The following is a 25,482-nucleotide window of genomic DNA, read 5'->3' as shown; positions in this document are numbered from 1 at the left end:
CACCACCACGTCGTTGGGGTGAATCGCCGGCGCGAATGAGGCGGCGATAGCTGCGATTGCCCGGCCTTTCGAGCCTCTAGGAGCGTGGCAGTGCCGGGCAGGCGATGCCGGTGCGCGCGTGGCACTCGTAGCCGCCCGGGTTCTTGAACAGATACTGCTGGTGGTAGTCCTCCGCGTACCAGAAGCGCGCGGCGGAGTGGGCATCGGGAGCGGGGGAGATGATCGTCTGAATCGGGCCGAAACCGCGCTCAGTGAGCACCTCCTGGTAGGCGTCGCGCAGGGCGAGAGCGTCGTCAAGCTGCGCGGCGGTCGTCGTCCAGATCTGCGAACGGTACTGGTCGCCGATGTCGTTGCCCTGTCCACCCACCTGCGTCGGGTCGTGGATCTCAAAGAAGAGCTGGACCAGGTCAGCGGCGCTCGTGAGCGCGGTATCGAAGACGACGCGCACGGTCTCCGCATGCCCCGTCGAATGAGAACACACCTGCTCGTACGTCGGGTTGGGCGAATGTCCGCCCATGTAGCCGGTCGCCGTGGTCACGACCCCGGGAGCGTTCCACATGGCCTTCTCGACGCCCCAGAAGCACCCTGCCGCGAGGAAGATGACCTCCTGGCCAGTCCCCGCATCCTCCGTCATCGACGAGCCAAGAACCGCGTGACGCGACACGCGAAGCCCGGTATGGGCCAACGAAAAGATAGATCTCATGCCCCTCATTTCACCACCACAGCCTGCCGGCTCGCTCGCTGAGCGCGCGAAGCGTGGAAAAGCGAGGCCATGCGGGTAGGCTTAGGGAGGAAACAGAGGAGGTTCCGTGGCCGACACACATGACCAACCGCGCTGGAAGCTGTCCGACCTGATGGGGCGGCTCACTGCCGTCCTGCCCGCGAAGAACGCCGAGCATCCGGCGCCCGCCCCCGTCTTCGTTTCCGTACGCGAGGAACTGCAGGATGAGAAGGATGCCGCCAACGCGGTCCCGCGCACCCTCCGCGTCGCCGCGGCGATCTCGTGGCGCACCCTGGTCGTCGTGGGCCTCGTCGCCGCCGTCCTATGGGGCGCCGCCCGGCTGACGATCGTCATCATGCCCGTCGCCATCGCGCTGACGGTTGCCGTGCTGCTCGAACCCCTCGTGTCGTGGATGCGACGCAAGCTGCATTTCCCGCCGTCGCTGGCGGCCGCTGTCGGTCTGCTGGTCTTCTTTGCGGTCATCACGGGCGCGCTCAGTCAGGCCGCGGCCGAACTGATCCAGCAGGTTCCGCAGCTGGCAACCCAGGCCGCTGACGGCTTCCGCGCGCTGCTCGATACGATCACGCACAACGAGTTCTTGAAAAACGGGCCGCTCAAGATCGACACCACGGTCCTCAACCACTGGGTCGATCAGCTGCGCTCCGAGCTCGTCGGCTGGCTCAACACCAACAAGGAGGCCCTGGCGACGGGTGCACTCAACATCACCTCTTCCGTGGGGACGCTGGCAACCTCCGGGTTGACCATGCTGTTCTGCCTGTTCTTCTTCCTGAAAGAGGGACGCTCGATTTGGCTGTGGTGCGTGCGCCTGCTTCCTGCGCGCGCCCGCGTTCCCGTCTACGAGAGCTCGATTCGGGGATGGGCGACCTTCGGATCGTACGTGCGCACCCAAATTCAGGTCGCGGCGATCGACGCCATCGGCATCGCCTTGGGTGCCTTCTTCCTCGGTGTCCCCCTGGCCATCCCGATCGGCGTGATCACGTTCTTCGCCGCGTTCGTCCCGATCCTCGGCGCCCTGACCTCGGGCGTGATTGCCGTTCTCGTCGCCGCCGTGAACGGGGGCCTGACGAAGGCCATCATCATGCTGGTCATCATCCTGGTCGTCCAGCAGGTTGAGTCCAACATCCTTCAGCCCTTCATGATGTCCAATGCCGTGTCCCTGCACCCCGTGGCCGTCATGCTGGTCATCACCGCGGGTTCGGCAATCGCCGGCATTGCGGGGGCGGTCTTCTCCGTGCCGATCGCCGCATTCATCAACGCCACCGTCATGTACCTGCACGGCTACGATCCGATGCCCGAGCTGGCAACCGCTCAGAACCGCCCAGGGGGATCTCCGGGAACCCTCGAGCAGGAGATCGCCGCCTCGTATGCGGGTAAGCCCGATACGCGCCCCTACGTGGCACGTGCCAACGAGGCCGCAGACGGGGCGCCCGAGCGGGCAGGAGGCGAGGCGCAGGCCAACGAGGGCGCCCAGAGCGTCGGCGCTTCTGCGACGGCAGCGGGAGACAAAGAAATGCCGGAGGACGAGACTCCCGTGCGGCCCTGAGTGTCTCTCACGCATAGCGTGCGGGTCCCGCCGCCTGGCGGGACCCGCACGCTATATCGCTGCCTGTGTCGCCTAGCCCTCGAAGGGCTTGGCATCCAAGATCTCGACGTCGATCATGCGCCCCGTGGGAGCCTCGAAGGAGAGCTTGTCCCCGGCCTTGTGGCCGATGACTGCCGCGCCGAGGGGCGCCTGAGCGGAGAAGACCTGGATCCCCAGGTCGCCACCCGCGTCGCGCGAACCGAGCAGGAAGGTCTGCTCGCGGCCCGCCACGAGGGCGGTGACAACCATGCCGGGCTCGACGATGCCGTCGTCGGCGGGTGTTTCGCCGACCTCGGCGTGCTCGAGCATCTCCTGGAGGGCCTGGATGCGGGTCTCGTTCATGGACTGCTCGTTGCGTGCGGCGTGGTATCCGCCGTTCTCGCGCAGGTCGCCTTCCTGACGGGCCGCGTCGATGAGGCGCGCGATCTCGACGCGCTTGACCTCGATGCGTTCCTTCAGTTCGTTCGCCAGCAGGTCGTACTGGGCCTGCGTCAGCCACTGTGTGTCAGCCATGGTTCCTCCAATGACGTGTCAGTAGTGAAGCGCCGACACACGGGTGCCGACGCGCATGGTCTCGAGTGTAGCAAGTCCGGAGGCCGTCACGGCAAGCGCTGCGCGTGGCGTCTTAGGCCCACAGGACCGCCAGGTAGACGGCGACGCAGTGACACGCCCACGCCGCGACCGTAAAGGCGTGGAAGATCTCGTGGAAGCCGAACCACGTGGGGGAAGGGTCGGGTTTCTTCATGCCGTAGACGATTGCTCCGAGGGTGTACAGGATGCCGCCGGCAAGGATCAGCAAGACGATGGCTGGGCCACCGCCCGCCCACAACTGCGGCAGATACCATGCGGCGACCCATCCGAGGGCAACGTAGATGAGGGTCTTGAGCCAGCGCGGTGCGCCGGGCCAGAAGAGGTTGAGAACGATGCCGAAGAGTGCTCCGCTCCACACGACCGAGAGGAGGACTGTGGCGTCGGAGCGGTCCAGGAGCGCGATCGTGAGCGGCGTGTAGGTGCCGGCGATGAGGAGGAAGATGTTGGAGTGGTCCAACCTGTTCCACAGGGTCTCCCAGCGGGGGGCCCAGTAGAAGCGGTGATAGGTGGCCGACACGCCGAACAGCACGAGGGAACACGCCAGGTAGACGGCGGAGCCCCACTTGGTTGCTGGCGTGGGCGCCAGGCACACCAGGACGATCGAGGCGGCGAGCGAGAGGGGGGTTGCGGCCAGGTGGAGCCAGCCGCGCAGCTTGGGCTTGATCTGCACGAGCTGTCCCGAGAACCACTGTTTCGGTGTGAGTGATGCGATCTTCATGCGGTACCTCTGTCCTCTTCCTACGATCCCGTAGGTTACTACGCCGTAGGTTTGAGCGGGAACATACTTCTCGAGTTCCGAGAAGGCATCTGTTTCCCTGCGTCCTGCAGCGCGATACCCTTAACAGGACAAGAGTACGCCGCGCCATGGGGCGCGACACAGCAGGAGGGACGTCATGGCCCAGTGGAACATGCTCTACGACATGTACGAGCGTCGCCTCAAAGCCGAACTGTCCGAGGCGAACGTTCCGGCGCATATCGGCGTCATCCTTGACGGAAACCGGCGCTGGGCGAAGTCCCTGGGGGCCACTGCGTCCCAGGGGCACCGGGCGGGCGCCGGTAAGATCTCGGAGTTCCTCCAGTGGGCCGACGATGCCGGTGTCTCCATCGTCACCCTGTGGCTTTTGTCGACCGACAACCTCTCGCGTGACGCCGCCGAGCTGGGCGAGCTGCTGCGCATCATCTGCGAGGCCGTCTCTCTCCTGGCCGACCAGGAACGGTGGAAGCTCGCCCTCGTCGGGGACCTCTCCCTGCTGCCCGAACGCGTCGCGGAAGATCTTCGGGCGTCGGTGGCGCGCACGGAGGGGACGGTGGGGATGACGGTCAACATCGCCGTCGGCTACGGCGGCCGACACGAGATTACCGAGGCCGTGCGCTCCATGATGCGCGAAGCGGCGGCCGAGGGACGCACCCTGGAAGAACTGGCCGATTCCTTTACCGACGCGGACATCACCGCTCACCTGTATACAAAGGACCAGCCCGACCCCGACCTCGTCATCCGGACATCGGGAGAACAGCGCCTCTCCGGATTCATGCTGTGGCAGTCCGTGCACTCGGAATACTACTTTTGCGAGGTCTACTGGCCCGACTTTCGTCGCGTCGACTTTCTGCGCGCCCTGCGCTCCTACGCGCAGCGGGAACGCCGCATGGGCAAGTAGGACTGCGCGCTCGCGGGGCCTCAGGGCAGCTCGTGTGCCCAGGGAGGGTTCGCGCCCTTACGGGAGACCGTGACGTCCGAGATGGCGCTCGCCCGGTCGAGGATCGCCCGAAGCCGGTCCTCTCCGATGTTCTTCAGCTCCTCGCGCGCCGTCGCGCCGCGCAACCCCATGCTCCACAGGGCGTCGATGACGCCACCCATAAAGGAATCGCCCGCCCCGACCGTGTCGACGACATCAACATCGCCCGCGGACTTGACGACGCGCAGCCCGTCGGAGGTGAACGCCACGCAGCCGTGCTTGCCGCGGGTCACGATCACGATCGAGGGGCCGAGGTCCAGCCAGCGCCGGGCGACCTCGTCGATGCCGCAGTCGCCCGTGAGCCACGCGAGGTCCTCGTCCGAGACCTTCACGACGTCCGAGAGCGCGATGAAGCGCTCAACCGAGGCCAGGGCGTCTGTCGGGTCTCCCATGATGGAGGGGCGCGCGTTGGGGTCGAAGCAGACGAGGGCGTGGCCGCGTCCCCGGGCGAGAGCGTCAAGGACCGCGTCGGCCCCGGGCTCAATACTCGCCGAGATTGAACCGGCAACGAGGATCTGCGCGCTGTCGGGCACGTCAATGGGGGCAGTGGGGGCCCACTCCAGGTCGAAGGTGTAGGACGCCGCGCCTGTCTCATCCAGGCGCGCGAGCGCCGTCGACGTGTGGGAAGCGCCCCGCGAGTCCTCCGTGAGGCGTACCCCGGAGTCCGTGAGGTGGAACTCGATGAGGCGACCCAGCTCGTCCAAGCCGATCCACGTGGACAGGGCAACCGGGCGTCCCAGTCTGCCCAGCGTCACCGCGACGTTCGCCGGTGAGCCTCCCGGTATCTCGTAGGGGCACTCCGGTTGGTCGTGCGCGATGACAATGTCGATGAGAGCCTCGCCGATCGCGAGCACGTGGGGGGTGGACGGGCGCGCCATGCGTTCTCCTCGCTGAAACGTTGGTGTGCGGTGTGTGCTCTCCACCCTAGCGCGCCTCGGGCGCCTGCTGCCCGCTCTTCTCGGCCAGGCGCGATTGCGCGCCGTCCAGGATCTGCGAGCAGCGGGCGGCCAGGGCCTCGCCGCGCTCCCACAGCGTCAGCGTGTCCTCGAGGGGGGCCTGGCCTCCCTCAAGTGCCCGAACGATCCCGACGAGCTCGTCGCGCGCGGCCTCGTATCCGAGGGACTCGGGGTCGGGAAGCTGTTCCTTCGAGGTCATTGTGTTATTCCTTACGTTGTGCGGGTGGTGGTGTGGGGAGGCTACTGGTCGTCCGGCGGCGTGGGGGCAGTCGCGCCCACGACCTGAGCGACCATGCGGCCAGAGGCGAGGATCCCCTCGATGAGGTCGCCCTTCTTCACCTGCTGCGAGGAGGTGATCAGAGCGCCCGACGGCGTCTTGAGCAGCGCGTATCCGCGATCCAGCGTCGCGCGCGGCGACAGGGCGGTCAGCGTCGCGCGCAGGCGAGTCAGGTCCTGGCGTTCGGCGGCGAGGCGTCGCTCCAGGCAGGAGCGCATGGCCACCACGTGCTGGGACAGGGCCGTGCGGTGGCTCTCGAGGATCGCCTCGGGTCCGCGCAGCACCGGCCGCGAGGAGATGAGCGTCAGGTTCGAGCGTTCGGTCGCCAGGCGGGCCGCGAGCATTCCTCGCATGCGACCGACGGCCTGGGCGATGCCGTCGCGCTCGCGGGCCTCGTCGGGTACGACGCGGCGAGCCGCGTCGGTGGGCGTCGATGCCCGGTAGTCGGCCACGAGGTCCAGAAGCGGGGAGTCGCCTTCGTGTCCGATGGCCGACACGATGGGGGTGTGGGCGCCTGCCGCGGCTCGCACGAGGCGCTCGTCGGAGAAGGGGAGCAGGTCTTCCACGGCGCCGCCTCCGCGCGCGATGACGATGACGTCCACGCCGTTCATGCCGTCCAACTCGGCCAGGGCGGCGCCGACCTCCGCTACGCAGCGTTCGCCCTGGACGGCGACCTCGCGGATCTCGAAGCGCGCGTGGGGCCACCGCTCGGAGGCGTTGACCACCACGTCATCCTTGGCCTTGGCGTTCCTGCCGCAGATCAGCCCGATCGTGCGGGGAAGGAAGGGCAGGGGCTTCTTGTGGGACTGCGCGAAGAGTCCCTCGGCGGCCAGGCGGGCGCGCAACGCCTCGATCTGGGCGAGCAGGTCGCCCACGCCCTGCAGGTGTATCTCCGCCGCCTGGAGGTTGAGGCGGCCCGAACGCTCCCAGAACACGGGCTTGACGCGGGTGACGACGCGCGCCCCTTCCGTCAGGGGAGCGGCGTCCATGACGCCCGCCCAGGCCGTGACCGTCATTGACGTGTCGGTCTGAAGGTCGCGCAGCGTCAGGAAGTGCATCTTCGCTCCCGGCCGCACCTTGTACTCCACGACCTGACCCTCGACCCACAGGGGGCTCATGCGGTCCACGTACACCTTGATGTTCTCCGTCAGCCTGCGCAGCGGCCACGGGTTCTCCCGCGTCGTGTCGGCCGCGCGGGCAGCCGGGGGGAGTGCGGATGCGGGGGAGCCTGGCGAGGGGGCGGCGGTGTGGGGCGAGGTCACGGACCCAGCATGCCACAGGCTCGGGTGGAGCGCCGCGCTCGGCCGACGCCTCGGCGGTCGTGTGCGATTGCCTGGCCCCCGCGCACGCCCGGCGCCCCGAGCGATAGGGTTGTGGGCATGAGTGAAAACGTCGACCTGCACGCCAGCGCCGAGGTTCCCCTGCCCGAAGGACGCGGCGAGGGCAGCGGGCGCATCCTTTTGGCCGCGCCCCGCGGATACTGCGCCGGGGTGGATCGTGCCGTCGACGTCGTCGAGAAGGCCCTCGAGCTGTACGGCGCGCCCGTGTACGTGCGTAAGGAGATCGTCCACAACAAGTTCGTCGTCGAGTCGCTGACCAAGCGCGGGGCGATCTTCGTGCAGGAGACCGACGAGGTACCGGAGGGGGCGCGCGTCGTCTTTTCTGCGCACGGCGTCTCCCCGGCGGTGCATGCCTCGGCCGCTACCCGCCACCTGGCGACGATCGACGCGACCTGCCCGCTCGTGACCAAGGTGCATCGCGAGGCCGTGCGTTTTGCCAAGGAGGATTACGACATCATCCTCGTGGGGCACCAGGGACACGAGGAGGTCGAGGGCACCTTCGGTGAGGCCCCCGATCACATTCAGGTCGTGGGCAGCCCCGACGAGGTGGACAACGTCGTCGTGCGCGACCCCTCCCGCGTCGTGTGGATCTCCCAGACCACCCTGTCCGTGGATGAGACGCGCGAGACCGTGGACCGGCTGCGCGAGCGATTCCCGCAGCTGATTGACCCGCCCTCGGACGACATCTGCTACGCCACCCAGAACCGCCAGGGCGCCGTCAAGCACATCGCCCCCCAGGTGGACGTCATGGTCGTGGTCGGATCGGCGAACTCCTCGAACTCTGTGCGCCTCGTCGAGGTCGCCCTCGAGGCGGGGGCGGGCGGCGCCTACCGCGTCGACAAGGCCGAGGAACTGAAGGAATCCTGGTTCGACGGAGCGCGCACCGTCGGCCTGACCTCGGGCGCGTCGGTTCCGGAGATCCTCGTGCGCGAGGTGATCGAGTGGCTGCAGGCGCACGGATTCCCCACCGTCGAGGTGGCCCGCACCGAAACGGAATCGACGACGTTCGCGCTTCCCCGCGACCTGCGCGCCGACCTGAAGAAGGCGGGCATGGCTCCCGCGCGCCCCCACGCGCCCCGCGTGGCCGGGCCAAACCACACCAAGTAGGACAACACCCGCCGGTGCGCTCCGATAGGATGGGGCTGTGTCTCTCACTATCGGTATCGCCGGACTGCCCAACGTCGGCAAGTCCACCCTGTTTAACGCCCTGACCCGCGCGAGTGTGCTCGCCGCGAACTACCCGTTTGCGACCATTGAGCCCAACGTCGGCGTCGTGCCACTGCCAGACCCGCGCCTGGAGAAGCTGGCCGAGATCTTCGGCTCCCAGCGCATCCTGCCCGCCACCGTGTCCTTCGTGGACATCGCCGGGATCGTGCGCGGCGCGTCCGAGGGTGAGGGCCTGGGGAACCAGTTCCTGGCCAACATTCGCGAGGCCGACGCCATCTGCCAGGTGACGCGCGCCTTCTCCGACCCCGACGTGGTGCACGTGGACGGCAAGGTGGACCCGGCCTCGGACATCGAGACCATCAAGACCGAGCTGATCCTGGCCGACATGCAGACGGTGGAGAAGCAGATCCCTCGCCTGGAGAAGGAGGTGCGCGGCAAGAAGACCGAGCCGATCGTGCTCGAGACCGCGCGCGCCGCCCTGGAGCTGCTGGAGCGCGGCGAGCTCCTGTCCGGCCCCGAGGGGGCCAAGCTCGACCAGGACGCGCTGCGTTCCTTCCAACTGATGACCTCCAAGCCCTTCATCTTCGTGTTCAACATGGACGCCGCCGAGATGGACAACGAGGAGATGAAGGACGAGCTGCGAGCCCTGGTGGCCCCAGCCGAGGCGATCTTCCTGGACGCCCAGTTCGAGGCCGAGCTGGTCGAGCTGGACGACGAGGACGCCCGCGAGATGCTCACCGAATCCGGCCAGGACGAGTCGGGCCTGGACAAGCTAGCCCGCGTCGGCTTCGACACCCTCGGCCTGCAGACCTACCTCACCGCCGGCGAGAAGGAGGCGCGCGCCTGGACGATCCACAAGGGCGACACCGCCCCCAAGGCCGCTGGCGTCATCCACACGGACTTCGAGAAGGGCTTCATCAAGGCCGAGGTCGTCTCCTACGATGACCTGGTCGAGGCCGGCTCCATGGCCGCCGCCAAAGCCGCCGGCAAGGTCCGCATGGAAGGCAAGGACTACGTCATGGAAGACGGGGACGTGGTGGAGTTCAGGTTCAATGTCTAATTTCTCTTGATCGAGGCAGTGGCCGGGTCGCGCGAGGGTGCGGCCCGGCTTCGCTGTTGGGGACCGTCTGAGCGAGGGAAAGGTCGGATCGGGTAGTGGAGTAACTTATCGGGTTGCGTTAATAACGCAACCAGATATACTATGCTGGTGTGATCCAGTCATTCGGAGATCGTCGGACTGAGCGGTTGTTTGCGAGGGAGCCTGTTCCTTCCCTTGATTCACGCATCATCCGCGTTGCGCTGCGCAAGTTGCGTCAGATCGATGCGGCGTGTCATCTGGATGACCTCCGGATTCCTCCGGGCAACAGGCTCGAGCGTCTACGCGGTAATCGGGCGGGGCGGTACAGTATCCGAATCAATGATCAGTGGCGTATCTGCTTCAGGTGGGGAGATGCTGGTCCAGAAGGGGTTGAGGTTGTTGACTACCACTAAACTTGCTCCGATTCACCCGGGCGAAGTCCTCATGGAAGACTTCATCAAGGGGTACGGAATTACGCAGCACAAGCTTGCCGTCGCGATCGGTGTTCCACCTCGCCGTATCAATGAAGTTGTCCACGGGAAGCGGGGAATTACGGCTGACACGGCGATGCGGCTGTCCCGTTACTTCGGTACGACCGCAGGATTCTGGATGAACCTGCAGATGCGCTATGAGCTCGATCGTGCTGAAGACACAATGGGTGAAACGCTGAGCGGAATCGTTCCACTTGCGGCGGTGGAAGTCGCCTGAATTGCTTCAGTCTGGCTAGGCAGTGGCCGGGTCTCGCGAGGGTGACCCGGCTTTGCTGTTGGGTGAGCGCGAGTGTGAATCGTGTCGCCGATCACCTGGATGGTAGGGTGTGGTCATGACGACGGATAGTCAGTACTCATGACTGCGCTTCCCAAGGAGGCAATGATGCAGGCGACGGCTCTTGGCGATGACGGCGTGCAGACCGTGCGGTACTGGCTCTACGCCCCCGGCCGGGGAGCCTGCATGTGGGACGAGTTCTACGCGCGTGGCGTTATGGGGCTGGGGTGGTATCAGCTCGGTGATCTGAGGGAGTATGCCACCAAGGAGGAGATGCGCCAACGGCTGCTCGAAACTCGCGACGATAATACGTCACAGACGAATTCGGCCCGAGCCGTCTGGCAGTTCGCCAACGAGATCAAGCCGGGCGATGTCGTCTTCGTCAAACGAGGCCTCAAGGAGATTATCGGCCGCGGCGTCGTCACGGGGAACTACGTCTATGACCCGGATGGCGGGGAGTATCCGCACCTGCGTGAGGTCTCGTGGGAGCGTCAGGGAAGTTGGCGAAGCGATCAACAGTTCGCCATGAAGACTCTCACCGAAATTACTGACTATCCCGATCTGCTTGCGCGTCTTGAGGCCTATTTTGAGGACGATGAGGACGTGCTCGATTGCGAGGAAATGCCGATGCCCTTGACGGAGTATTCCGCCCGGCAATTCCTCGACGAAGTCTACATGAACGAGGAGCGCTACGACGCGATCGTGGGGCTGCTGCGCGCTAAGAAGAACATCATCATGCAGGGCGCGCCTGGCGTGGGTAAGACCTACGCCGCCAAGCGCCTCGCCTACTCGATGATGGGCGTTAAGGATGCCGCGCGCGTCATGCTGGTGCAGTTCCATCAGAGCTACTCCTACGAGGACTTTATCGAGGGGTATAGGCCGTCCGGCGCGGGATTCGAGCTTGTCAAGGGAGCCTTCTACTCCTTCTGTAAGAAGGCCGCAGACGATGAGGACAACGAGTACTTCTTCATCATCGACGAGATCAACCGCGGCAACCTCTCCAAGATTTTCGGCGAACTGTTCATGCTCATCGAGAGCGATAAGCGAGGGGACAAGCTCCAACTCCTCTACTCCCGCGAACTGTTCTGCGTTCCCGCTAACGTCCATATCATCGGCATGATGAACACGGCGGACCGCAGCCTCGCCATGCTTGACTACGCGCTGCGTCGGCGCTTCGCCTTCGTGGAGCTGCGCCCCGCCTTCGACTCCGTGGGCTTTCGCGACTACCTCGCCGGGCTCGATAATCCGAGGTTCGAGGCGCTTGTGCGCGAGGTGGAATCCCTCAACCGTGCGATCGCCGAGGATGAGTCGCTCGGCGAGGGCTTCTGCATCGGCCACAGCTACTTCTGCAACATGAAACCCGAGACCTGCACCGACGCGGCCCTAGCCTCGATCGTGGACTACGAGCTCATCCCGATGCTGAAGGAATACTGGTTCGACGAGCCCGGCAAGGTCCGCGAGTGGGCGGACAGGCTGCACAGGTCGCTACGGTGATTCGCGTCCGCAACGTCTTCCACATGCTCGCCTACGCCTTCTCGGCGCTCACCGAGCAGGGCTACCGCTCCGTGGCCACGGAGGACTTCGATAATGCGGCCGAGCTCTGCGCAGCGATCTTAGAGCGTGGCGTCTCCCTGCAGCTCAAACGAGGCCTCGGGCAGGAGTACGTGAACCGGACCGAGGCGTGCTCCTCCCTGCGCGGCAAAATCGAGGTCACCGAGTCCGTGAAATCGCAGGCGATCCTACGCCGCCAGCTCGTGTGCTCCTACGATGACTTCTCGGTCGACACCACGATGAATCGCGTCATCAAGGCGACGGTCGCGCTGCTCGTGCGCTCGGATATTTCCAGGGCGCGCAAGAAGAGCCTGAAGAAGCTCATGGTGTTCTTCGCGGACGTGCGCAACATCGACCTGCACACGATCAACTGGAACATGCGCTACGACCGTAACAACCGCACGTGCCGCATGCTGATGGCGGTGTGTTGGCTCGTCGTTACAGGACTGCTTCAAACCCAGAGCGACGGCACCACTCGTATGATGGATTTCTTCGACGAGCAGCGCATGAGTCGCCTGTATGAGAAGTTCATCCTCGAGTACTACCGCAGGGAGCAGCCGCACCTTCACGCCAGCGCGTCCTTTGTCGATTGGGCTCTGGACGACGGCTTCGGTGACGGCCTGCCCGCGATGCGCAGCGACATCACCCTGAGCGCTCGCGGTCGCGTGCTCATCATTGACGCGAAGTACTACGCGTCCACGATGCAGAGCAACTTCGAGAAAAGGACGGTGCATTCGGGGAACCTGTACCAGATCTTCACGTACGTGAAGAACAAGCAGATCGCCTTCGAGCGCGCGGGGGAGAGCGTCGAGGTCTCGGGCATGCTCCTCTACGCCGCCACCGACGAGGACATCCAACCCGACGCCACCTACCGCATGAGCGGCAACCGCATCAGTGCAACGACGCTCGACCTGGACTGCCCCTTCGAGGAGATTCGTGCGCAGCTGGACGGGATCGTGGCTTTGGTGACTGCTCCGTCAGGGGTAGGGCCGTAGGATGGGTGTCTATGGGTATCCAATGGCACAGGTACGTTGATGGGGCATCCGCATGTCTTGGCAAAACCGTCGGGACAAAGGAGTAAAAGGCATGACAAACGAGGCAGCGCGCGCGGCGGCATCCACCACCGCCCGGATCGTGTGGGACACGGCTGACAAGTACCTGCGCAACGTCGTCGAACTGCAGGAGTACGGTGATTACATCTTGCCGTTCACGGTCCTGCGTCGTCTCGAGTGTCTGTTAGAGGACACGAAGGAAGACGTCATTGAGTTCGTCGAGGCACGTAGCGGGATGCCGCCGATCCTGATCGATATCGCGGTCGCTGAGCGTTTTGGCTTGAGTTTCTATAACGTCTCCCCGTTGAATCTGGCGCACATTGCGTCAGTGGACGATAACGTGGACAAGGCGGTGCTCAGCTACGTCAACGGTTTCTCGCACAACATCGCGGATATCTGGACCGCGTTCGAGTTTCCGAACTTGGTCGAAAAGCTGAGTGCGGCGAATCGCCTGCTTGCAGTGGTTAAGCACTTCTCGACGCTGTCGCTGGGATCGACGAGCGTTGAGGACTCGATGATGGGTGACATCTTCGAGGATGTCATGTATCGGGCCTTCGATAAAAAGGGGAAGGCTGCGGGTGCTTTCTATACGCCGCGTGATGCGATCAAGCTGATGGTTGACGTGCTTTTCGCTGCCGATGCGGAGTCGCTCGCGGGGGAGGACGTGCTGCGCTCGATCTATGAAGCTTTCAGTCCGACTTGGATACAAAATGGCGGCACGGTCGCGCTCGCGGCGTGAGTGGTTCAAATGGGAGGCCATTGGTTGAGTTCAGGGAAAATGAGGTACTAGGGTGAAGATTTGCTGTGTGGAAGGGTGCGGCCAACCCGGAGCGTTTACTACTCGCACGCGGCCGACGTGGTGTCTCGATCACCTCCATCAGCTTTACTCTCAGGGTGGCCTTACCTTGCTTGAAGAGTTCACCAAGGCATCTGCCTACTTGCTGACTCGGTGTTCGCGTTGCGGCTTTGAGGGGCACTACCGCTTCGAATATGTTCTTGACCGGTTGCAAGCCGGTGAACTTGTTTGCCGAGCTTGTTACTGGCGTGCCTGGGCGAAGGGAGCCCGCGCCATGTCGGGCTGTTCTGATCAGCCCGTGGAGATATCTTCCGTCAAGAAGAACGCCGAGGCTCATGGCTACACATATCTGGGGCCACTGACTAATCCCAGCTTGGAGGATGATCCTCACGCCACACGCTGCAATTTCTGCGGCAGGATCGAGGCGCAACGCAATGGAGATATTGGTTGGGGTTGTCCCTGTCGACGGAACCCGAAGTCTGCAACTGCAGGAACCAATAAGGCCCGAGGTGCTAACCTCCTCAAGAACTCCCGTAACCGAGCTGTCGAATGGTGGGCTCACGACCGCAATCCGGAATCCCTCTGGGACACAGCTACATTAAAAGCGCGCCGAGAAGCATGGTGGACCTGCCCTGAAGGGCATTCGTTCAAGGCTCGCATCCTAGATGTTACAAATGACTATTTCTCCTGCCCTGAATGTCAGGAGATTCGACGGGTCGCCTGGCAAGAGAAAAGAGCTTCTTTTGCAGGTAAGACTATCGCTGATGTACCCGATCTGCTGGCCGCTTGGGACGACGACCTCCCTCCTGAGAGTGTTCGAGTCGACGAGAACCACTGGTGTTCGGGCTATAGATTCCGGTGTCCTTCTGGTCACCGAAACACGCGCCAACCTCTCAGCTATCTGTTTGGGGGCTGTTCTGCTTGCAAGGCAATTAAGACCAGGAAAGCAAATGCGGATGCTGCGGCAGCTGATCCCTCCGCGAGCAGGTTGACACCAGAGATCAGCAGCCAGTGGCACCCCACCAAGAATGGCAATTTGCGCCTTGCAGACGTCTCTCCCGAGTCTCGTCGCATTGTCTGGTGGCGAGACCCTGTCTGCGGACATGAGTTCCAAGCCACTCCCCGAGAACGCGATAAATATGAGCGGTATCGCTGCCCTGTGTGCCATACCATCCTTGATTCGCTGGCATACCATTATCCAGAGGTTGCCGAAGAATGGTCACCAGACAATCCGCTCTCGCCGTGGGAAATCCGTCCGAACACCTCGCAGCTAGCTGAGCCGCCCCTTTGGGTATGCAAAAACGATCCGGCTCACAGGTGGCGGGCTATGCCAGCAGCGCGAGTCAATGGGTCGCAATGCCCGGAGTGCATCGAAACAGGAAAATCTCGGATCGAGACCGAATACCATTCGGCAGCCCTTGCGCACTGGGGAAACGCGAAATCTGGTTCCCGCATTCATTCTGCAAAGTTCCAGGCTCACTCTTCCTGGACTGTTGATATTTGCGTGGATCTTCCATCCGGGAAACAGCTCGCCATCGAATATGACGGCTCGTACTGGCATCGCGACAAGGCCGACGTTGATTGCGTCAAGAGCTTAGATCTCCTTGCAGACGGGTTCATTGTTGTTCGACTCCGTGAAGCCCCACTCCCTTCGCTGAACATCGCACTCCCGAACTACCGGGAGATCACCGTATGCCCCGGCGCCCAAGACCCTGTACACGATGTCGCAGTTATTGCTGAGATGATCACTTCTTGAGTGAGATCGCCTGCGACCTTCCATCCCTGAACGTGAACGTGATGGTGGCGTCGACGTTGACTTCGGCGTGGTTGACGAGGGTGTGCCATAGGTATGGGGTGAACTCGATGCTGGCCGGATCGAGGGTGGCGAGTTGTTTCTTGTAGTAGCGGTAGGCGGCTTGCCGGTTGTCGAGGTCGCTGATCTGGTCGAGGAGCCGGCGGTACTCCTCTAGGAGGGTGGCGTGTTCACTGGTGAGTTTGTCGAAGCGGCGCTGGTATTCGGCTTGGTCGTGGGCGACGCGGGCGTTGCGGGCGATCAACTGGTCAATCGTCTCGGCGGCAGCACCCATGCGGGCGAAGAGCTGGTCGGCTTCGATATGTAGGTCGGTGGTGTCGAGTTCGGCACGCACCGCCTGGTCGACCAGCTCGTCGACCTGGTCCCGGCTGGCGAGGAGGTGGTGGACGGCGTCGAGGAACGCTGCCGTGACCTGCTCTTTGCTGACGTGCGGGGTCGTGCATCGGGCCGGAGGGGTGAAACCGGCTCCTCCAACCCCCGAATGGCCATGATTTACTGCCTCGCCAAGTCCCTTGACCTCTACCCGCAACCCCCGACCAACACCCGGTCACCCACACTCAACTCGGAAGAGCCCTTAATGAGGTGTGCGGCCAGGCGTCGGCCGTGGGCGGGTGTGGCTTGGTGGAAGACGTCTCGGACTTGCTGGGCGCAGCGGTAGGCGACTTCGACACTGATATGCGCCTCATCTGCCGTGAAGGCCTCACGGAGTCGTTCTTGTTGACGCTTCGTGAGCCGATCACGCGAGGCGCGCAGGAGAAGCCGGATTTGGTAGAGGGGATCGCCTGTGCGTCCACGGTGTCCGGTCGTGTCTTGCTGGACGCGGCGGCGCACCTCACCTGGGGCATCACCGGCGAGTGTGACGATGTGACAGGCGCCTGGCACGCTGGTGGCGTCCTTGGAGCAGGCCAAGCGATGGCGTTCTTGCTGCCCCTTGGAAGGGGATCCAGCGTCGCGATTCGCACCCCCGCACGGAAGTCTTCGCCGCGCTCGGCCAGCCAGTTCTTGTACACGGTGCCAGACCTGCCCGGCACCAGGTCCACTCAAGCGGGCCGTGGGATGATCCTTCCCGCGAGTCAGGTCCACGATGCCAGTGATCTCGTGGGCCCCGGCGGCGTCGGTCTTGGTGGTGCCACACGTGCTCATCAACCCCCAGCACCTGAACCCCTGCGAAGCGGGCGGGGTTCAGATGCGGCCGTGCAGACACGGCTTGATATGGGACCACACGGTATTCCACGTGGTTCCTCACTGGCGGGCCAGCCCCACGATAGTGGCTCCCTCGACGCGCAACTGTCGGATCGCCCAGCGGATCGCCCGCACACCCAGACGCGCCCGGGGAGCACACACCGAGTGGTTCTGCTCAATGAAAGTCACGATCCGGCAGGTGCGTTCGCGGCACATCCAGCGCCGTATTGTGCCACCAGATCCGCACAGGGACCCCGGCCCAAGGCGCGTCGATCACCTCCACCACCACACGCCCGTGACCTTGAGCGATCACCCCACAACCCGGGCAGCCAACCAGCTGGTTGCACGACTCAACATCGAGCACCAGAGCATCTGTGGTGCGAGCCACGCCCATCAGATGGAAGCCCTCCAAGTCGACGAGCAGATCACACCGATCACAACGATCAAGCGACACGGAGCAGCAGCAGGTAGGGTGAGACACCGCCCGAGGTCCTTGACGACAGCGGGGGTACAAGTCCGCTCATCATCAAGGACCTCGACCCCTACCCGCAACCCCCGACCAACACCCACTCACCCACACTCAACTCGGAAGAGCCTATAAACCTAAGTAATTGTTGGCTACTCATGTAAGAGTTCTTTCTAGTTGTTGCGGGTCGGTCAGAATGATCGATCCGCGTTTTTGGATGATCATGCCCTGTTTGGCCAGATCTGCCAGGGCCTTACTGACTGCTTCCCGGGTGGAACCCGCGACATTGGCGAGCTGCTCGTGGGTCATGGGAACAATCAGATCATGTTTCCAGGGCAAGTGGGAGGGCCGCGCGATAGACAGCAGCAAAGATGCCATCCGTTGGGGAAGGGGGCGCAGCGCTAAATCGCTGAGGCGAGTTTCCAGTTCCTTTACACGCCTAGCGAGGATGGCGGTGACCTGCTGAGAAATACGCGGGTCGGCAAGGAAATAGGTTTCAACCTGCTCATGTGTTAGCTGGCATATGCTGCTGTCTTCTAAGGCTTCTGCGTAGCTTGCACCCATGTGTTGGCCGACAATCGACATGTTTCCGAACACGTCACCAGGCTCATAAATCGCCAGTGTGAAGGTTTTGCCGTTGGGGCTGGTCTGAAACAAACGAACCCGGCCGCTTTTTACGATGAACAGCACTTGAGAAGGGCGTAGCGGGTCGTAAATCATGTCCCCCGAAGCGAAGGTCTTGAATGGGAGCATCTGGTTAAGGCCAGCTAACTCTGCAGGAGGAATCTGTTCAAACAACTCCACCTCCCGCAGACACGGCTGTACTTGCTCTGCCATGTGCCTCGGGTTAAGTGACGGCTGGCCTCCTAGATTCTTTTCCATGTTTTCCGAGATGCTCACACTACAAGAGTAGGTCATGCCCGTTTGCCTGCAAAACGAGGAAGAAGAGCCTTCGCTACGAAAAGCGTCACTAGGGCGTAGATGACATGCCCCATCAAGGACATCATCGAAGCTTGGGTGATTTGGAAGACGGCACCGCCCATCATCAGTGGCATAGCCACCAGCGGGCCCATCACCCACAAGGCCACACCGAAAACGACGGCGAACAGCATCCCCTGCCCGGGGCAGGAAGGCATAAATTTCAGTAAAATCCCGGCAAGCAGCCCGAATATCACCGAAATCATCATATGAATGCCAAAACCAACTAGCGCGGACTCCACCCCCATCATGGATCCGATCATGGTCAGCATCCCCATCTTCCACATCATCATTCCAAAGACCATGCCACCGGCCAGACCTCCGATTGCCCCCGCCAACAGGCGTTGGACTACAGTTCCTTTCACACCAATCTGGCACGAAGCTTCTACGTTCATGATTGAACTCCTTCACTAGTTTTATCGACTTGACTCTCAAGCCTGACTCCAGGTTAGGTCCCCAAAACAGCTGTCAAAGTAAACCAGGACACATAAGACAAATATGTCCCTCCTCACACCAGAAAGTGGGTGACTTTCATGGGCTTCTTCTCCTGGCTCGGCCTCAAAACCCTAGCCCGACTGGGCCTGTGCGCAAGTTGTTGACGGTTTGTTTATGCGGCTGTTGTCCAGGCCGCTTGGTGTCGTTCGTATTCGATGGGGGATTTGCCGCCGAGGCTGGTGTGGATGCGGCGGTGGTTGTAGAAGTCTTCGATCCAGGTGGCGACCCCGGTGTAGATCTGGTCGCGGGTGGTGAAGGCACGTCGGTAGTAGTACTCGGTTTTGAGGGTGGCCCACAAGGATTCGGCCATGGCGTTATCCCAGCACACTCCGGCCTGCCCCATCGACACGGTTCCTTGCACGGCGCGCATGTAGGCGGCCAGCTTCTGGGAGGTGAACTGTGTTCCCCGATCAGCGTGGAGCACGACCCCTGCGGGGAAGCTGCCACGGGTGGGGGCGGCCATGTCGAGCGCGGTGATGACCAGGTCGGTGCTTTGCTGCTCGCCCATGGCGTATCCCAGGACTCGGCGCGAGTGCGCATCGCGCACGGCGCACAGGTAGACCCAGCCTTGGGCGCAGCGCAGGTAGGTCAAGTCCGTGATCCACACGCGGTCCAGGGCGCCTTGATCCCACTGGCGGGCGCAGTGGTCCTCATGGGCCACCGGTCGGCGCCGGCCGCGTCGGGCTGGGCGCGGGTGCGTGTTCAGGCCTGTGAGACCTTGGCGGCGCATCGACGCGGCGACCGCACGCACCCCCACATCCACACCCGCACGCATGAGAGCATGGCTGATGCGAGGAGCCCCATAGGTGCCACCCGACACCTCGTGTTCCCAGGCCACCGCCTCATCCAAACGCCGCCGTACGAGCGCGCGCTGGCCCCTGTGGGACGCTCGGTTTTTCCAGGCGTAATAGCCTGCGCGCGTGACCCCTCAAACCTTAGCCATCAAAGCGATCGAGTAGGAAGCCTTCTGCGCGTCCATCAGTTCAAAGCGCTGGTGTTTTGGTGCCCAGAGGCGAAGAAGGCGCTGGCTTTTCCCACAAACTCATTCCCCTTCTCCAGCTCGCGCACCCGCCGACTGGGCGCAGTGATCTCAGCTTCCATCTCACGCGGATCAGGACCACCCGCGCTGACCGCTTGGCGTCGCTCACGCTCGAGTGTGACCCACCAGCCCACCACCGACTCACCCAGCCCTCAATCCCGAGCCACAAACGCGATCGTAGACCCCGTATCCAACACCAAAGACGCAACATCACGACGATACTCCGGCGTAAAACGACGACGAGTTCCCATAACAGGCACCTCACTCTCCGCAGGCACACACACCCGCTTCACGAAGTGTCAACAACACCAGCCTAAGCCCAAAGAGACGGTAAATGTGGCGGAAGGTGACGTGGTCGAATTCAGGTTCAATGTCTAATTTCTCTTGATCGAGGCAGTGGCTGGGGCGCGCGAGGGTGCGGCCCGGCTTGGCTCTGGGGAGAGGAGGGGTGTCTCGGGCGCAGAACATGCGCATCGCAGAGTGAATCAAGTGATGCTAGGGTTGATGTCATCCGGAGTGAGGAGGCTGGTATGAGAACGACCGTGACACTCGATGATGACCTGCTCGCCCGCGCCGAGGAGCTCACCGGGATCACGGAGCGCTCGGCTTTGATTCGAGACGCCGTGGAGCTCCTCGTTCGAATTGAGACCGGGAGACAACTTGCCGCACTCGGTGGAAGCGACCCGGGAGCGGAGGCAGCACCGAGGAATCGTGCGCGCGCATGAGGATCCTCGTCGACACGAACGTGTGGATCGACCACCTGCGCACAACCGAGCCAGTCCTGGTCGATCTGCTTGAGCGCGATCAGGTGTGCGTGCACCAGAGCGTCATCACCGAGCTGGCATTGGGCAACCTGAAAGACCGGTTGATCTTCCTTGGCGCACTCGAGCGTTTGCTCATTGTTCGCAACGTGGACGATCAGGGGGTACGCCATTTCGTTGAAGAACGGCGGCTGTGGGGGAGAGGGCTGAGCGCCGTCGATGCGGCACTGCTGGCGAGCGTCGTCGTGACCCCGGGCGTCTCGCTGTGGACGCGCGATAAGCGCCTGCGCCAGGCCGCGCGTGACGTGAGCGTGTTAGCGGAACTTGACTGAGGTATGCACATGTGACGAGGCAATGGCCGGGTCTCGCGAGGGTGTGGCCCGGCCACGTGCTTCCGGTGGGAGTAAGAGGCCCGTCCGTGTGTCGAAGCGCGGAATACTCTTGGAATACCAAGGGGCCCCCACCGCAGTGGCGAGGGTCCCCGTGGTAGACTGCGCCGGTCCAAGCCCGACGCGACAACCCTCATGATCGCGTAAAATCGTGAATGATTCAAGTGTGATCTGTGTCTTGAATGGGTCTGCGCGGCTGGCGCCTCGCCTTGCTGCCGCTCCTGGTACCCATGAATGTTCCTGTGACCTTGAGGCGTGAGCGAAAGGCCTTGCCGGATCCGACGATGAGAAACAACCGATTGCGATCGCTGGTCCACGGGAATCCGCGTAGGCGATGGAGCCCGTAGAGCACGCGCACACGGTCAGGAGGAACGGGAGATGGCGGAAAGCAACAACTGCGTCGCCTTGACACGGCCTATTGCCCCGTCAACTCCGGCTTCGTGAAGGAGCGGACCTGTGCGGCGTCCGGGGAGATTTCGGCGGCGGTCATCGGCTTCTTCGAGGCCTCTTCCAGCGCGCTGACCTCGCGGGCCTTCGACAGGAGGTTCCTTTCCATTGAGCCGACTGCCTTGTTGTAGAAATCCACGCTCCTGGCCAGGGCCTTGCCCAGGTTCTCCATGTGGCCAGCGACGACGCCGAGGCGCTCGTACAGCTCGCGTCCCAGAGTGATGATGTCCTCGGCCTGGTCGTTGATGGTGGTGCGCGCCCACGCACTCGCGCACGTGCGCGCCACCGCCAGCAGGGTCACGGGAGAGCACAGGGCCACGCCGCGGGCCATCGCGTCGTCCAACAGCGCCGCATCCGCGCGCAGCGCCGCCGACAGTGCCGCCTCGGAAGGGACGAACAGAATGACCAGCTCCGGCGAGGAGCCCAGAGCCCGGGCGTAGTCGCGCGAGGCCAGGGCGTCAACGTGGGAGCGCAACGCCTTCGCGTGTGCAGCCAGTTCGCCGCGCCGCCGCTCCTCGGCTTGCTCGCCGCTGCCCTCAACGCCGCACGCCCGCAGGTAGGCGTCCATCGGTGCCTTCGCGTCGAGAGCGAGGAAACCCTGCCCGGGCAGGTGAATCGTCACGTCGGGTCGCCCGCGCTCACCTCGTGCACCCTCCGCGCCGAGGCCTCGTCCCTGAGTGAGCGCGCCGATCGAGCGCTGCTGGGCGAAATCGACGTGCGGCATCATCCCCGATGCCTCCAGGATTCGGGCGAGCTCGACCTCGCCCCACGAGCCTCGTGCGCTGCGCGAGCGCAGCGCACCCTCCAGGGAGGCCGTCGTGCGCGCCAGCTCCGCTTCGCGCTGGGCGGCCTCGCGCAGTTGCTCGGCCAGCGCCCCGTGCTGGCGCGCCCGCTCCTGCTCCATCTGATCGACTCGCTGGCTCATCTGCTCCAGCTGCGAGCGAACCGGCGCGAGCGCGTTGAGGACGGAGTCGTCCCCGGCCGCGCGCGCCTCGGCATGCTCGACCCGGCGGGACAGTTCCTCCGCGCGCGCCTGCCATCCGGCGGCCTGCGCGCGAAGCGCGCCGAGCTCGTCGCCCGGTTGTGATGCGCGACGCGCCACCGCGCCCGCGAACCCGGCTAGCGCTCCCACGACCAAACCAATCACCAAAAACACGAGAGAAGTACCCATGCCGGAACCATACGAGGCACCGTGCTCATCTGTGTCCCGCAGCCTGCCGGTGGGTGTCCAGCAACCTATCGCAGGCATCACCACTGACCTATCCTGGACGTACAACTCATGGGGGAGGGGCATGGAAGCTGTCGATTCAAGGACAATGCACGTACTGATTCGGGACAAGGAAACTCCGAACTGGCAAGACTGCACCTGGAAAGTCGCGAAGACGCGCCGCGATGGGAAGCGTATCGTCATCACCTACACCGACGGCAAGGAGTTTCCGTACGGCGAGGGCAGGGTACGCATTTACGACCAGGTCGAGCGCCGCGCCATTGACGCCCTCGATGAGGTACGCGTGTGCGGGAAGCGCTGGACGAACGTCGAGATCATCTGGACGCTCCGACCCAGGCACGACCCTCGCGACGTGCGCTACACGCTCGCATACCGCAAGGCTAATGGGAAGCTCGGGATCAGGAGATACGGTAGCAGCGAGGTCAGTGCGGCGTACGCGACCCCGCAGGATCGTCAGCGCGCCGCCACGCTCGACTACGTGCGCGAGGAGGTCCGCTCGCAAGCCAGGCGAGCAGGGGCGAGCCTAGACACGAGCGGACGCTACGACAAGTGGGTTGGTGAGGGAGACGCGGTTCCCGCAGCGGTCCTGGCAAACGTGTGGGAGTGGATGCGCACGGTACCCCGCGGCTCCGCCCTGGAGGCATTTCTCTCGGGCACCTCCAACCGTGCAACCGGCGCCAGAGACCAGGTCATCATGCCGTTTCACTCCAACATTGATCAACGTAATGGCATACGCGCAGCGCTCACACACCAGATCTCGATCATTGATGGACCCCCGGGAACAGGAAAGACGCAGACTATCCTCAACCTGATCGCAACCCTCATCGCCCAGGGGAAGACGGTCGGCGTCGTCGCGGGCGCCAACTCCGCGGTGGATAATGTGGTCGACAAGCTGACGGAGGAGGGCTACGGCTTCCTCGTCGCCAACATCGGCAACAGGGAGCGCGTCAAGGAGTTCCACCGGCGAGAGGGCATCCTCGAGCAAAGGCGCGAGACCTGGATCCAGAAGGCGCGGCCTGGGGCGTCTCGTGCCCCCTCACGCGTCGAAGACGCAGCGCTGAAGGCCGACGAGGAACACCTCGTATCCCTATGGGAGGATGCGCGCGAGATACCGGCGCAGCGAGCGCTCCTGACCGCGACCCAGCGCGAGCGCCTTGTCTTCGAGGAGAAGGTCAAGGAGAGCCGTCGCTTGATCCCTGACATCTCCCGCTTTCCAATCGCGACGCGCAACTCTGCCACCATCGCCGATCTGCTCGCCCTGGCACGTTGCGCGCCGATACCCCCTCGGACCCTGCGAGGCATTGTCGAGCGATTGCGCCGCTACTTCGCATACGGTTCCCTCAAGGGGCTTGACCTGGTCGACGTGGACGTACAGTCGGCGCTCCAGGCGGCCTTCTACCAGGCGCGAGAGCGTGAAGTCACCCGCCGCATCGAGGAAGCGCAGGCGCGCGCCGACCGCCACGGCCTCGCGACGGTCAGTGCCGCCTATCGTCGGCGCTCCCGGGAGCGGCTTGACGCGGCCCTCCTGAGCCGTTTCGATCGCCAGCGCCCCAGCCGCCTGAGCCCCGAGCGAAGACTCGGTGAACAGACGGATATCCTGCTACGCACCTACCCGGTTGTGGCCTCCACCTGTTTCTCAATTCGCGCGAACCTGGCCACGCACGCGCTGCTGGACTGGGTCATTATCGACGAATCATCCCAGGTTGTGCTCCCAGCCGGGCTGGCCGCGTTGAGCAAAGCGCGTAACGCCGTCATCGTTGGGGACGATAAGCAGATCGGCCCGATCTTCGAAGGGTGGGACAAGAGCACGCGTCAACCGCCCGACAATCGATTCGACGTGCGCGCCGTGTCGCTGCTGGATTCCGCCAAGATGTTGGCCGCCAGCGCGCCGGTGCCCAGCACGCTGCTCAAAGAGCACTACCGCTGCCACCCGGCGATCATCGAATTCTGCAACCGCATGTACTACGACGGCGAGCTGATCCCGATGCGAGTCCCGGTGCCGGATGCCCCGAACCCACTCGCGATCGTCTACGCGGCACCCGGAAACCACGCGCGTTGCACGACAAGTGGCAGTCGCTTCTCCCAGCGAGAGATCGATATCATCGCTCAACTTGAGGAGATGCAGGTTATTCGCGAGGGGATCGGGGCCGACGAGAAGGACCCGTCCGGAGACTATGTTGTGGGATTGGTGACCCCCTTCCGTGCGCAGGCGAAGAGTCTCGGGCAGCGCGTCCGTGCCGACCTCAACGGCGGAGGACATGCGCGCTGGCTGGCGGAGACTGCACACAAGTTCCAGGGCAGGGGCGCGGACACCGTCATCCTGTCCACGGTCCTCAACGCAGATGATTCGAACGCCGCGCGCGAATTCTACGACTGCGATGCCATGGCAAACGTCATCGTTTCACGAGCGAAGAACCGGCTCATAGTGGTGACCACTCAGGGGGGTGTTCGCCATAGCCGCAATATCAGGTCCCTCCTCGAATACATCACGATGTACGACCCGGCGAGCATCGTCGACTCGGATATCGTGTCGATCTTTGACGTCCTCTACGACGCGTACAGTGATTCCCTTAAGCGCTACGCGCGCGTCAAGTGGGCCAACCGCAATCGCTCTCCAGCCGAGAATGCTGCGGAACTCTGCCTCCAAGAGGTGCTCGCGGAGCAGCGATACTCGAGGTGTGGCTATCGGATGGAAGTTCCCCTGAAGGACGCGCTTCCCAACACGCGACGCCTCAACGAAGTACAGCGTGCGTTCGTCTACAGTGCCAGCGCACTGGACTTTGGCGTCTACTCGCGAGTGACGGGAAAGCTGATTCTCGCGATCGAGGTTGACGGGTGGGAGTTTCACGGAAACAACGAGGAACAGCTCAGGCGCGACGCGCTGAAAGACTCGATCATGACGGCGTACGGCGTGCCCGTGCTACGCCTCCCAACGAACGGTTCGGGCGAACCCGAGCTGATTCGGGAGGCGCTCGGTAGCGTGCTGTAGGAGCGGGCTGTTCCCCGCGTGACAGGGCCGCCCGGGGACCGAGTCGGCCGGGGGAGAACCGAGCC

General features: G+C 63.6%; 25 protein-coding genes and 2 pseudogenes. 14 read left to right on the top strand and 13 right to left on the bottom strand.

Annotated elements, in window-relative coordinates; translation table 11 throughout:
- Nucleotides 1-76: 76 nt before the first annotated feature.
- The gene (gene msrA, locus NQK35_RS05560) at nucleotides 77-703 is read right to left on the bottom strand and encodes a peptide-methionine (S)-S-oxide reductase MsrA (protein WP_257113379.1); all 627 of its coding nucleotides are present in this window, start codon (nucleotides 701-703) and stop codon (nucleotides 77-79) included.
- A gap of 106 nt (nucleotides 704-809) precedes the next feature.
- Here msrA and NQK35_RS05555 point away from each other — a divergent pair, with 106 nt between their 5' ends.
- Nucleotides 810-2,285 carry an AI-2E family transporter gene (locus NQK35_RS05555; protein WP_257113377.1) on the top strand — a complete coding sequence of 492 codons (1,476 nt, stop codon included), beginning with the start codon at nucleotides 810-812 and terminating at the stop codon, nucleotides 2,283-2,285.
- Nucleotides 2,286-2,357: 72 nt separating this feature from the next.
- Here NQK35_RS05555 and greA read toward each other — a convergent pair whose 3' ends face one another.
- Complete coding sequence (gene greA, locus NQK35_RS05550) at nucleotides 2,358-2,837, bottom strand: transcription elongation factor GreA (RefSeq protein ID WP_009213345.1); 480 nt, start codon at nucleotides 2,835-2,837, stop codon at nucleotides 2,358-2,360.
- Between the two features lie 112 nt (nucleotides 2,838-2,949).
- Complete coding sequence (trhA, locus tag NQK35_RS05545) at nucleotides 2,950-3,633, bottom strand: PAQR family membrane homeostasis protein TrhA (RefSeq protein ID WP_009213346.1); 684 nt, start codon at nucleotides 3,631-3,633, stop codon at nucleotides 2,950-2,952.
- A 175-nt stretch (nucleotides 3,634-3,808) separates the two neighbouring features.
- On the opposite strand from trhA, the gene NQK35_RS05540 reads away from it, so the two are divergent.
- Nucleotides 3,809-4,570 (top strand): isoprenyl transferase, encoded by a 762-nt coding sequence (locus NQK35_RS05540; protein ID WP_009213347.1) that lies wholly within the window; start codon nucleotides 3,809-3,811, stop codon nucleotides 4,568-4,570.
- Nucleotides 4,571-4,590: 20 nt separating this feature from the next.
- Here the strand turns inward: NQK35_RS05540 and NQK35_RS05535 are convergent, their stop codons facing one another.
- Genes NQK35_RS05535 through xseA form a run of 3 tightly spaced genes read right to left on the bottom strand, consistent with a single transcriptional unit; the run spans nucleotide 4,591 to nucleotide 7,143 of the window.
- A complete protein-coding gene (locus tag NQK35_RS05535) occupies nucleotides 4,591-5,526 on the bottom strand; it encodes a carbohydrate kinase family protein (RefSeq protein ID WP_048742994.1) in 936 nt (311 codons plus the stop codon).
- A 46-nt stretch (nucleotides 5,527-5,572) separates the two neighbouring features.
- Nucleotides 5,573-5,803 (bottom strand): exodeoxyribonuclease VII small subunit, encoded by a 231-nt coding sequence (locus tag NQK35_RS05530; protein ID WP_009213349.1) that lies wholly within the window; start codon nucleotides 5,801-5,803, stop codon nucleotides 5,573-5,575.
- A gap of 41 nt (nucleotides 5,804-5,844) precedes the next feature.
- A complete protein-coding gene (xseA, locus tag NQK35_RS05525; protein ID WP_257113372.1) occupies nucleotides 5,845-7,143 on the bottom strand; it encodes an exodeoxyribonuclease VII large subunit in 1,299 nt (432 codons plus the stop codon).
- A gap of 117 nt (nucleotides 7,144-7,260) precedes the next feature.
- Here xseA and NQK35_RS05520 point away from each other — a divergent pair, with 117 nt between their 5' ends.
- From NQK35_RS05520 to NQK35_RS05485, 9 genes and pseudogenes are all read left to right on the top strand, one after another.
- On the top strand, nucleotides 7,261-8,328 hold the full coding sequence (locus NQK35_RS05520) for a 4-hydroxy-3-methylbut-2-enyl diphosphate reductase (protein WP_034232405.1): 1,068 nt from the start codon (nucleotides 7,261-7,263) through the stop codon (nucleotides 8,326-8,328).
- Between the two features lie 37 nt (nucleotides 8,329-8,365).
- Nucleotides 8,366-9,448: a redox-regulated ATPase YchF gene (gene ychF, locus NQK35_RS05515; RefSeq protein ID WP_257113369.1), complete on the top strand. Its 1,083-nt coding sequence runs from the start codon at nucleotides 8,366-8,368 to the stop codon at nucleotides 9,446-9,448.
- A gap of 149 nt (nucleotides 9,449-9,597) precedes the next feature.
- Nucleotides 9,598-9,879, top strand: a complete 282-nt coding sequence (locus NQK35_RS05510) for a type II toxin-antitoxin system RelE/ParE family toxin (protein ID WP_306456001.1) — start codon at nucleotides 9,598-9,600, stop codon at nucleotides 9,877-9,879.
- A gap of 31 nt (nucleotides 9,880-9,910) precedes the next feature.
- Nucleotides 9,911-10,174, top strand: a complete 264-nt coding sequence (locus NQK35_RS05505) for a HigA family addiction module antitoxin (protein WP_257113368.1) — start codon at nucleotides 9,911-9,913, stop codon at nucleotides 10,172-10,174.
- Nucleotides 10,175-10,312: 138 nt separating this feature from the next.
- Complete coding sequence (locus tag NQK35_RS05500) at nucleotides 10,313-11,725, top strand: AAA family ATPase (RefSeq protein ID WP_257113367.1); 1,413 nt, start codon at nucleotides 10,313-10,315, stop codon at nucleotides 11,723-11,725.
- On the top strand, nucleotides 11,692-12,777 hold the full coding sequence (mcrC, locus tag NQK35_RS05495) for a 5-methylcytosine-specific restriction endonuclease system specificity protein McrC (RefSeq protein WP_257113365.1): 1,086 nt from the start codon (nucleotides 11,692-11,694) through the stop codon (nucleotides 12,775-12,777). The genes NQK35_RS05500 and mcrC overlap by 34 nt, the downstream gene beginning before the upstream one ends.
- A 91-nt stretch (nucleotides 12,778-12,868) precedes the next feature.
- On the top strand, nucleotides 12,869-13,573 hold the full coding sequence (locus NQK35_RS05490; protein WP_257113363.1) for a type I restriction-modification system subunit M N-terminal domain-containing protein: 705 nt from the start codon (nucleotides 12,869-12,871) through the stop codon (nucleotides 13,571-13,573).
- 331 nt (nucleotides 13,574-13,904) lie between these two features.
- Nucleotides 13,905-14,738 (top strand): annotated as a pseudogene (locus NQK35_RS10600) (zinc-ribbon domain-containing protein); the annotation flags it as partial.
- Between the two features lie 51 nt (nucleotides 14,739-14,789).
- A complete protein-coding gene (locus NQK35_RS05485; RefSeq protein WP_257113362.1) occupies nucleotides 14,790-15,386 on the top strand; it encodes a zinc-ribbon domain-containing protein in 597 nt (198 codons plus the stop codon).
- On the opposite strand, the gene NQK35_RS05480 is transcribed toward NQK35_RS05485, so the two are convergent.
- From NQK35_RS05480 to NQK35_RS05455, 6 genes and pseudogenes are all read right to left on the bottom strand, one after another.
- On the bottom strand, nucleotides 15,376-15,972 hold the full coding sequence (locus tag NQK35_RS05480; RefSeq protein ID WP_257113361.1) for a DUF3450 domain-containing protein: 597 nt from the start codon (nucleotides 15,970-15,972) through the stop codon (nucleotides 15,376-15,378). The genes NQK35_RS05485 and NQK35_RS05480 overlap by 11 nt on opposite strands.
- Entirely contained in the window at nucleotides 15,963-16,586 is a 624-nt protein-coding gene (locus NQK35_RS05475) for a transposase (RefSeq protein ID WP_257113359.1), read from the bottom strand. The genes NQK35_RS05480 and NQK35_RS05475 overlap by 10 nt, the downstream gene beginning before the upstream one ends.
- Nucleotides 16,587-16,685: 99 nt before the next feature.
- The gene (locus NQK35_RS05470; protein ID WP_257113358.1) at nucleotides 16,686-16,814 is read right to left on the bottom strand and encodes a hypothetical protein; all 129 of its coding nucleotides are present in this window, start codon (nucleotides 16,812-16,814) and stop codon (nucleotides 16,686-16,688) included.
- A 433-nt stretch (nucleotides 16,815-17,247) separates the two neighbouring features.
- Nucleotides 17,248-17,991, bottom strand: a complete 744-nt coding sequence (locus tag NQK35_RS05465) for a Crp/Fnr family transcriptional regulator (RefSeq protein WP_257113356.1) — start codon at nucleotides 17,989-17,991, stop codon at nucleotides 17,248-17,250.
- A gap of 14 nt (nucleotides 17,992-18,005) precedes the next feature.
- On the bottom strand, nucleotides 18,006-18,464 hold the full coding sequence (locus NQK35_RS05460; RefSeq protein ID WP_246823576.1) for a DUF1440 domain-containing protein: 459 nt from the start codon (nucleotides 18,462-18,464) through the stop codon (nucleotides 18,006-18,008).
- Between the two features lie 212 nt (nucleotides 18,465-18,676).
- Nucleotides 18,677-19,432 (bottom strand): annotated as a pseudogene (locus NQK35_RS05455) (IS3 family transposase); the annotation flags it as partial.
- 701 nt (nucleotides 19,433-20,133) lie between these two features.
- Here NQK35_RS05455 and NQK35_RS05450 point away from each other — a divergent pair.
- Complete coding sequence (locus tag NQK35_RS05450; RefSeq protein WP_009213360.1) at nucleotides 20,134-20,328, top strand: type II toxin-antitoxin system VapB family antitoxin; 195 nt, start codon at nucleotides 20,134-20,136, stop codon at nucleotides 20,326-20,328.
- Nucleotides 20,325-20,696, top strand: coding sequence for a type II toxin-antitoxin system VapC family toxin (locus tag NQK35_RS05445; protein WP_257113354.1), 372 nt, complete (start codon nucleotides 20,325-20,327; stop codon nucleotides 20,694-20,696). Before NQK35_RS05450 ends, NQK35_RS05445 begins: the two co-directional genes overlap by 4 nt.
- Before the next feature lie 472 nt (nucleotides 20,697-21,168).
- On the opposite strand, the gene rmuC is transcribed toward NQK35_RS05445, so the two are convergent.
- A complete protein-coding gene (gene rmuC / locus NQK35_RS05440; RefSeq protein WP_257113353.1) occupies nucleotides 21,169-22,371 on the bottom strand; it encodes a DNA recombination protein RmuC in 1,203 nt (400 codons plus the stop codon).
- 121 nt (nucleotides 22,372-22,492) lie between these two features.
- Here rmuC and NQK35_RS05435 point away from each other — a divergent pair, with 121 nt between their 5' ends.
- Nucleotides 22,493-25,417, top strand: coding sequence for an AAA domain-containing protein (locus tag NQK35_RS05435; RefSeq protein WP_373567027.1), 2,925 nt, complete (start codon nucleotides 22,493-22,495; stop codon nucleotides 25,415-25,417).
- The last annotated feature ends 65 nt before the right edge of the window (nucleotides 25,418-25,482 follow it).

The organism is Schaalia odontolytica, from assembly GCF_024584435.1.
In the GTDB taxonomy this organism is placed as follows: domain Bacteria; phylum Actinomycetota; class Actinomycetes; order Actinomycetales; family Actinomycetaceae; genus Pauljensenia.
The sequence above is the reverse complement of the archived record's forward strand: the minus strand, read 5'-3'. Positions and strand labels throughout refer to the sequence as shown.

Excerpts from the sequence above, each read along its gene's own strand:
- NQK35_RS05460 (WP_246823576.1), bottom strand. The coding sequence starts at position 18,464 with ATGAACGTAGAAGCTTCGTGCCAGATTGGTGTGAAAGGAACTGTAGTC.
- trhA (WP_009213346.1), bottom strand. The coding sequence starts at position 3,633 with ATGAAGATCGCATCACTCACACCGAAACAGTGGTTCTCGGGACAGCTC.
- NQK35_RS05445 (WP_257113354.1), top strand. The coding sequence starts at position 20,325 with ATGAGGATCCTCGTCGACACGAACGTGTGGATCGACCACCTGCGCACA.
- NQK35_RS05505 (WP_257113368.1), top strand. The coding sequence starts at position 9,911 with ATGGAAGACTTCATCAAGGGGTACGGAATTACGCAGCACAAGCTTGCC.
- NQK35_RS05500 (WP_257113367.1), top strand. The coding sequence starts at position 10,313 with ATGACTGCGCTTCCCAAGGAGGCAATGATGCAGGCGACGGCTCTTGGC.
- NQK35_RS05535 (WP_048742994.1), bottom strand. The coding sequence starts at position 5,526 with ATGGCGCGCCCGTCCACCCCCCACGTGCTCGCGATCGGCGAGGCTCTC.
- NQK35_RS05530 (WP_009213349.1), bottom strand. The coding sequence starts at position 5,803 with ATGACCTCGAAGGAACAGCTTCCCGACCCCGAGTCCCTCGGATACGAG.
- NQK35_RS05490 (WP_257113363.1), top strand. The coding sequence starts at position 12,869 with ATGACAAACGAGGCAGCGCGCGCGGCGGCATCCACCACCGCCCGGATC.
- NQK35_RS05520 (WP_034232405.1), top strand. The coding sequence starts at position 7,261 with ATGAGTGAAAACGTCGACCTGCACGCCAGCGCCGAGGTTCCCCTGCCC.
- NQK35_RS05450 (WP_009213360.1), top strand. The coding sequence starts at position 20,134 with ATGAGAACGACCGTGACACTCGATGATGACCTGCTCGCCCGCGCCGAG.
- rmuC (WP_257113353.1), bottom strand. The coding sequence starts at position 22,371 with ATGGGTACTTCTCTCGTGTTTTTGGTGATTGGTTTGGTCGTGGGAGCG.
- msrA (WP_257113379.1), bottom strand. The coding sequence starts at position 703 with ATGAGATCTATCTTTTCGTTGGCCCATACCGGGCTTCGCGTGTCGCGT.
- NQK35_RS05475 (WP_257113359.1), bottom strand. The coding sequence starts at position 16,586 with ATGAGCACGTGTGGCACCACCAAGACCGACGCCGCCGGGGCCCACGAG.
- greA (WP_009213345.1), bottom strand. The coding sequence starts at position 2,837 with ATGGCTGACACACAGTGGCTGACGCAGGCCCAGTACGACCTGCTGGCG.
- NQK35_RS05435 (WP_373567027.1), top strand. The coding sequence starts at position 22,493 with ATGGAAGCTGTCGATTCAAGGACAATGCACGTACTGATTCGGGACAAG.
- NQK35_RS05540 (WP_009213347.1), top strand. The coding sequence starts at position 3,809 with ATGGCCCAGTGGAACATGCTCTACGACATGTACGAGCGTCGCCTCAAA.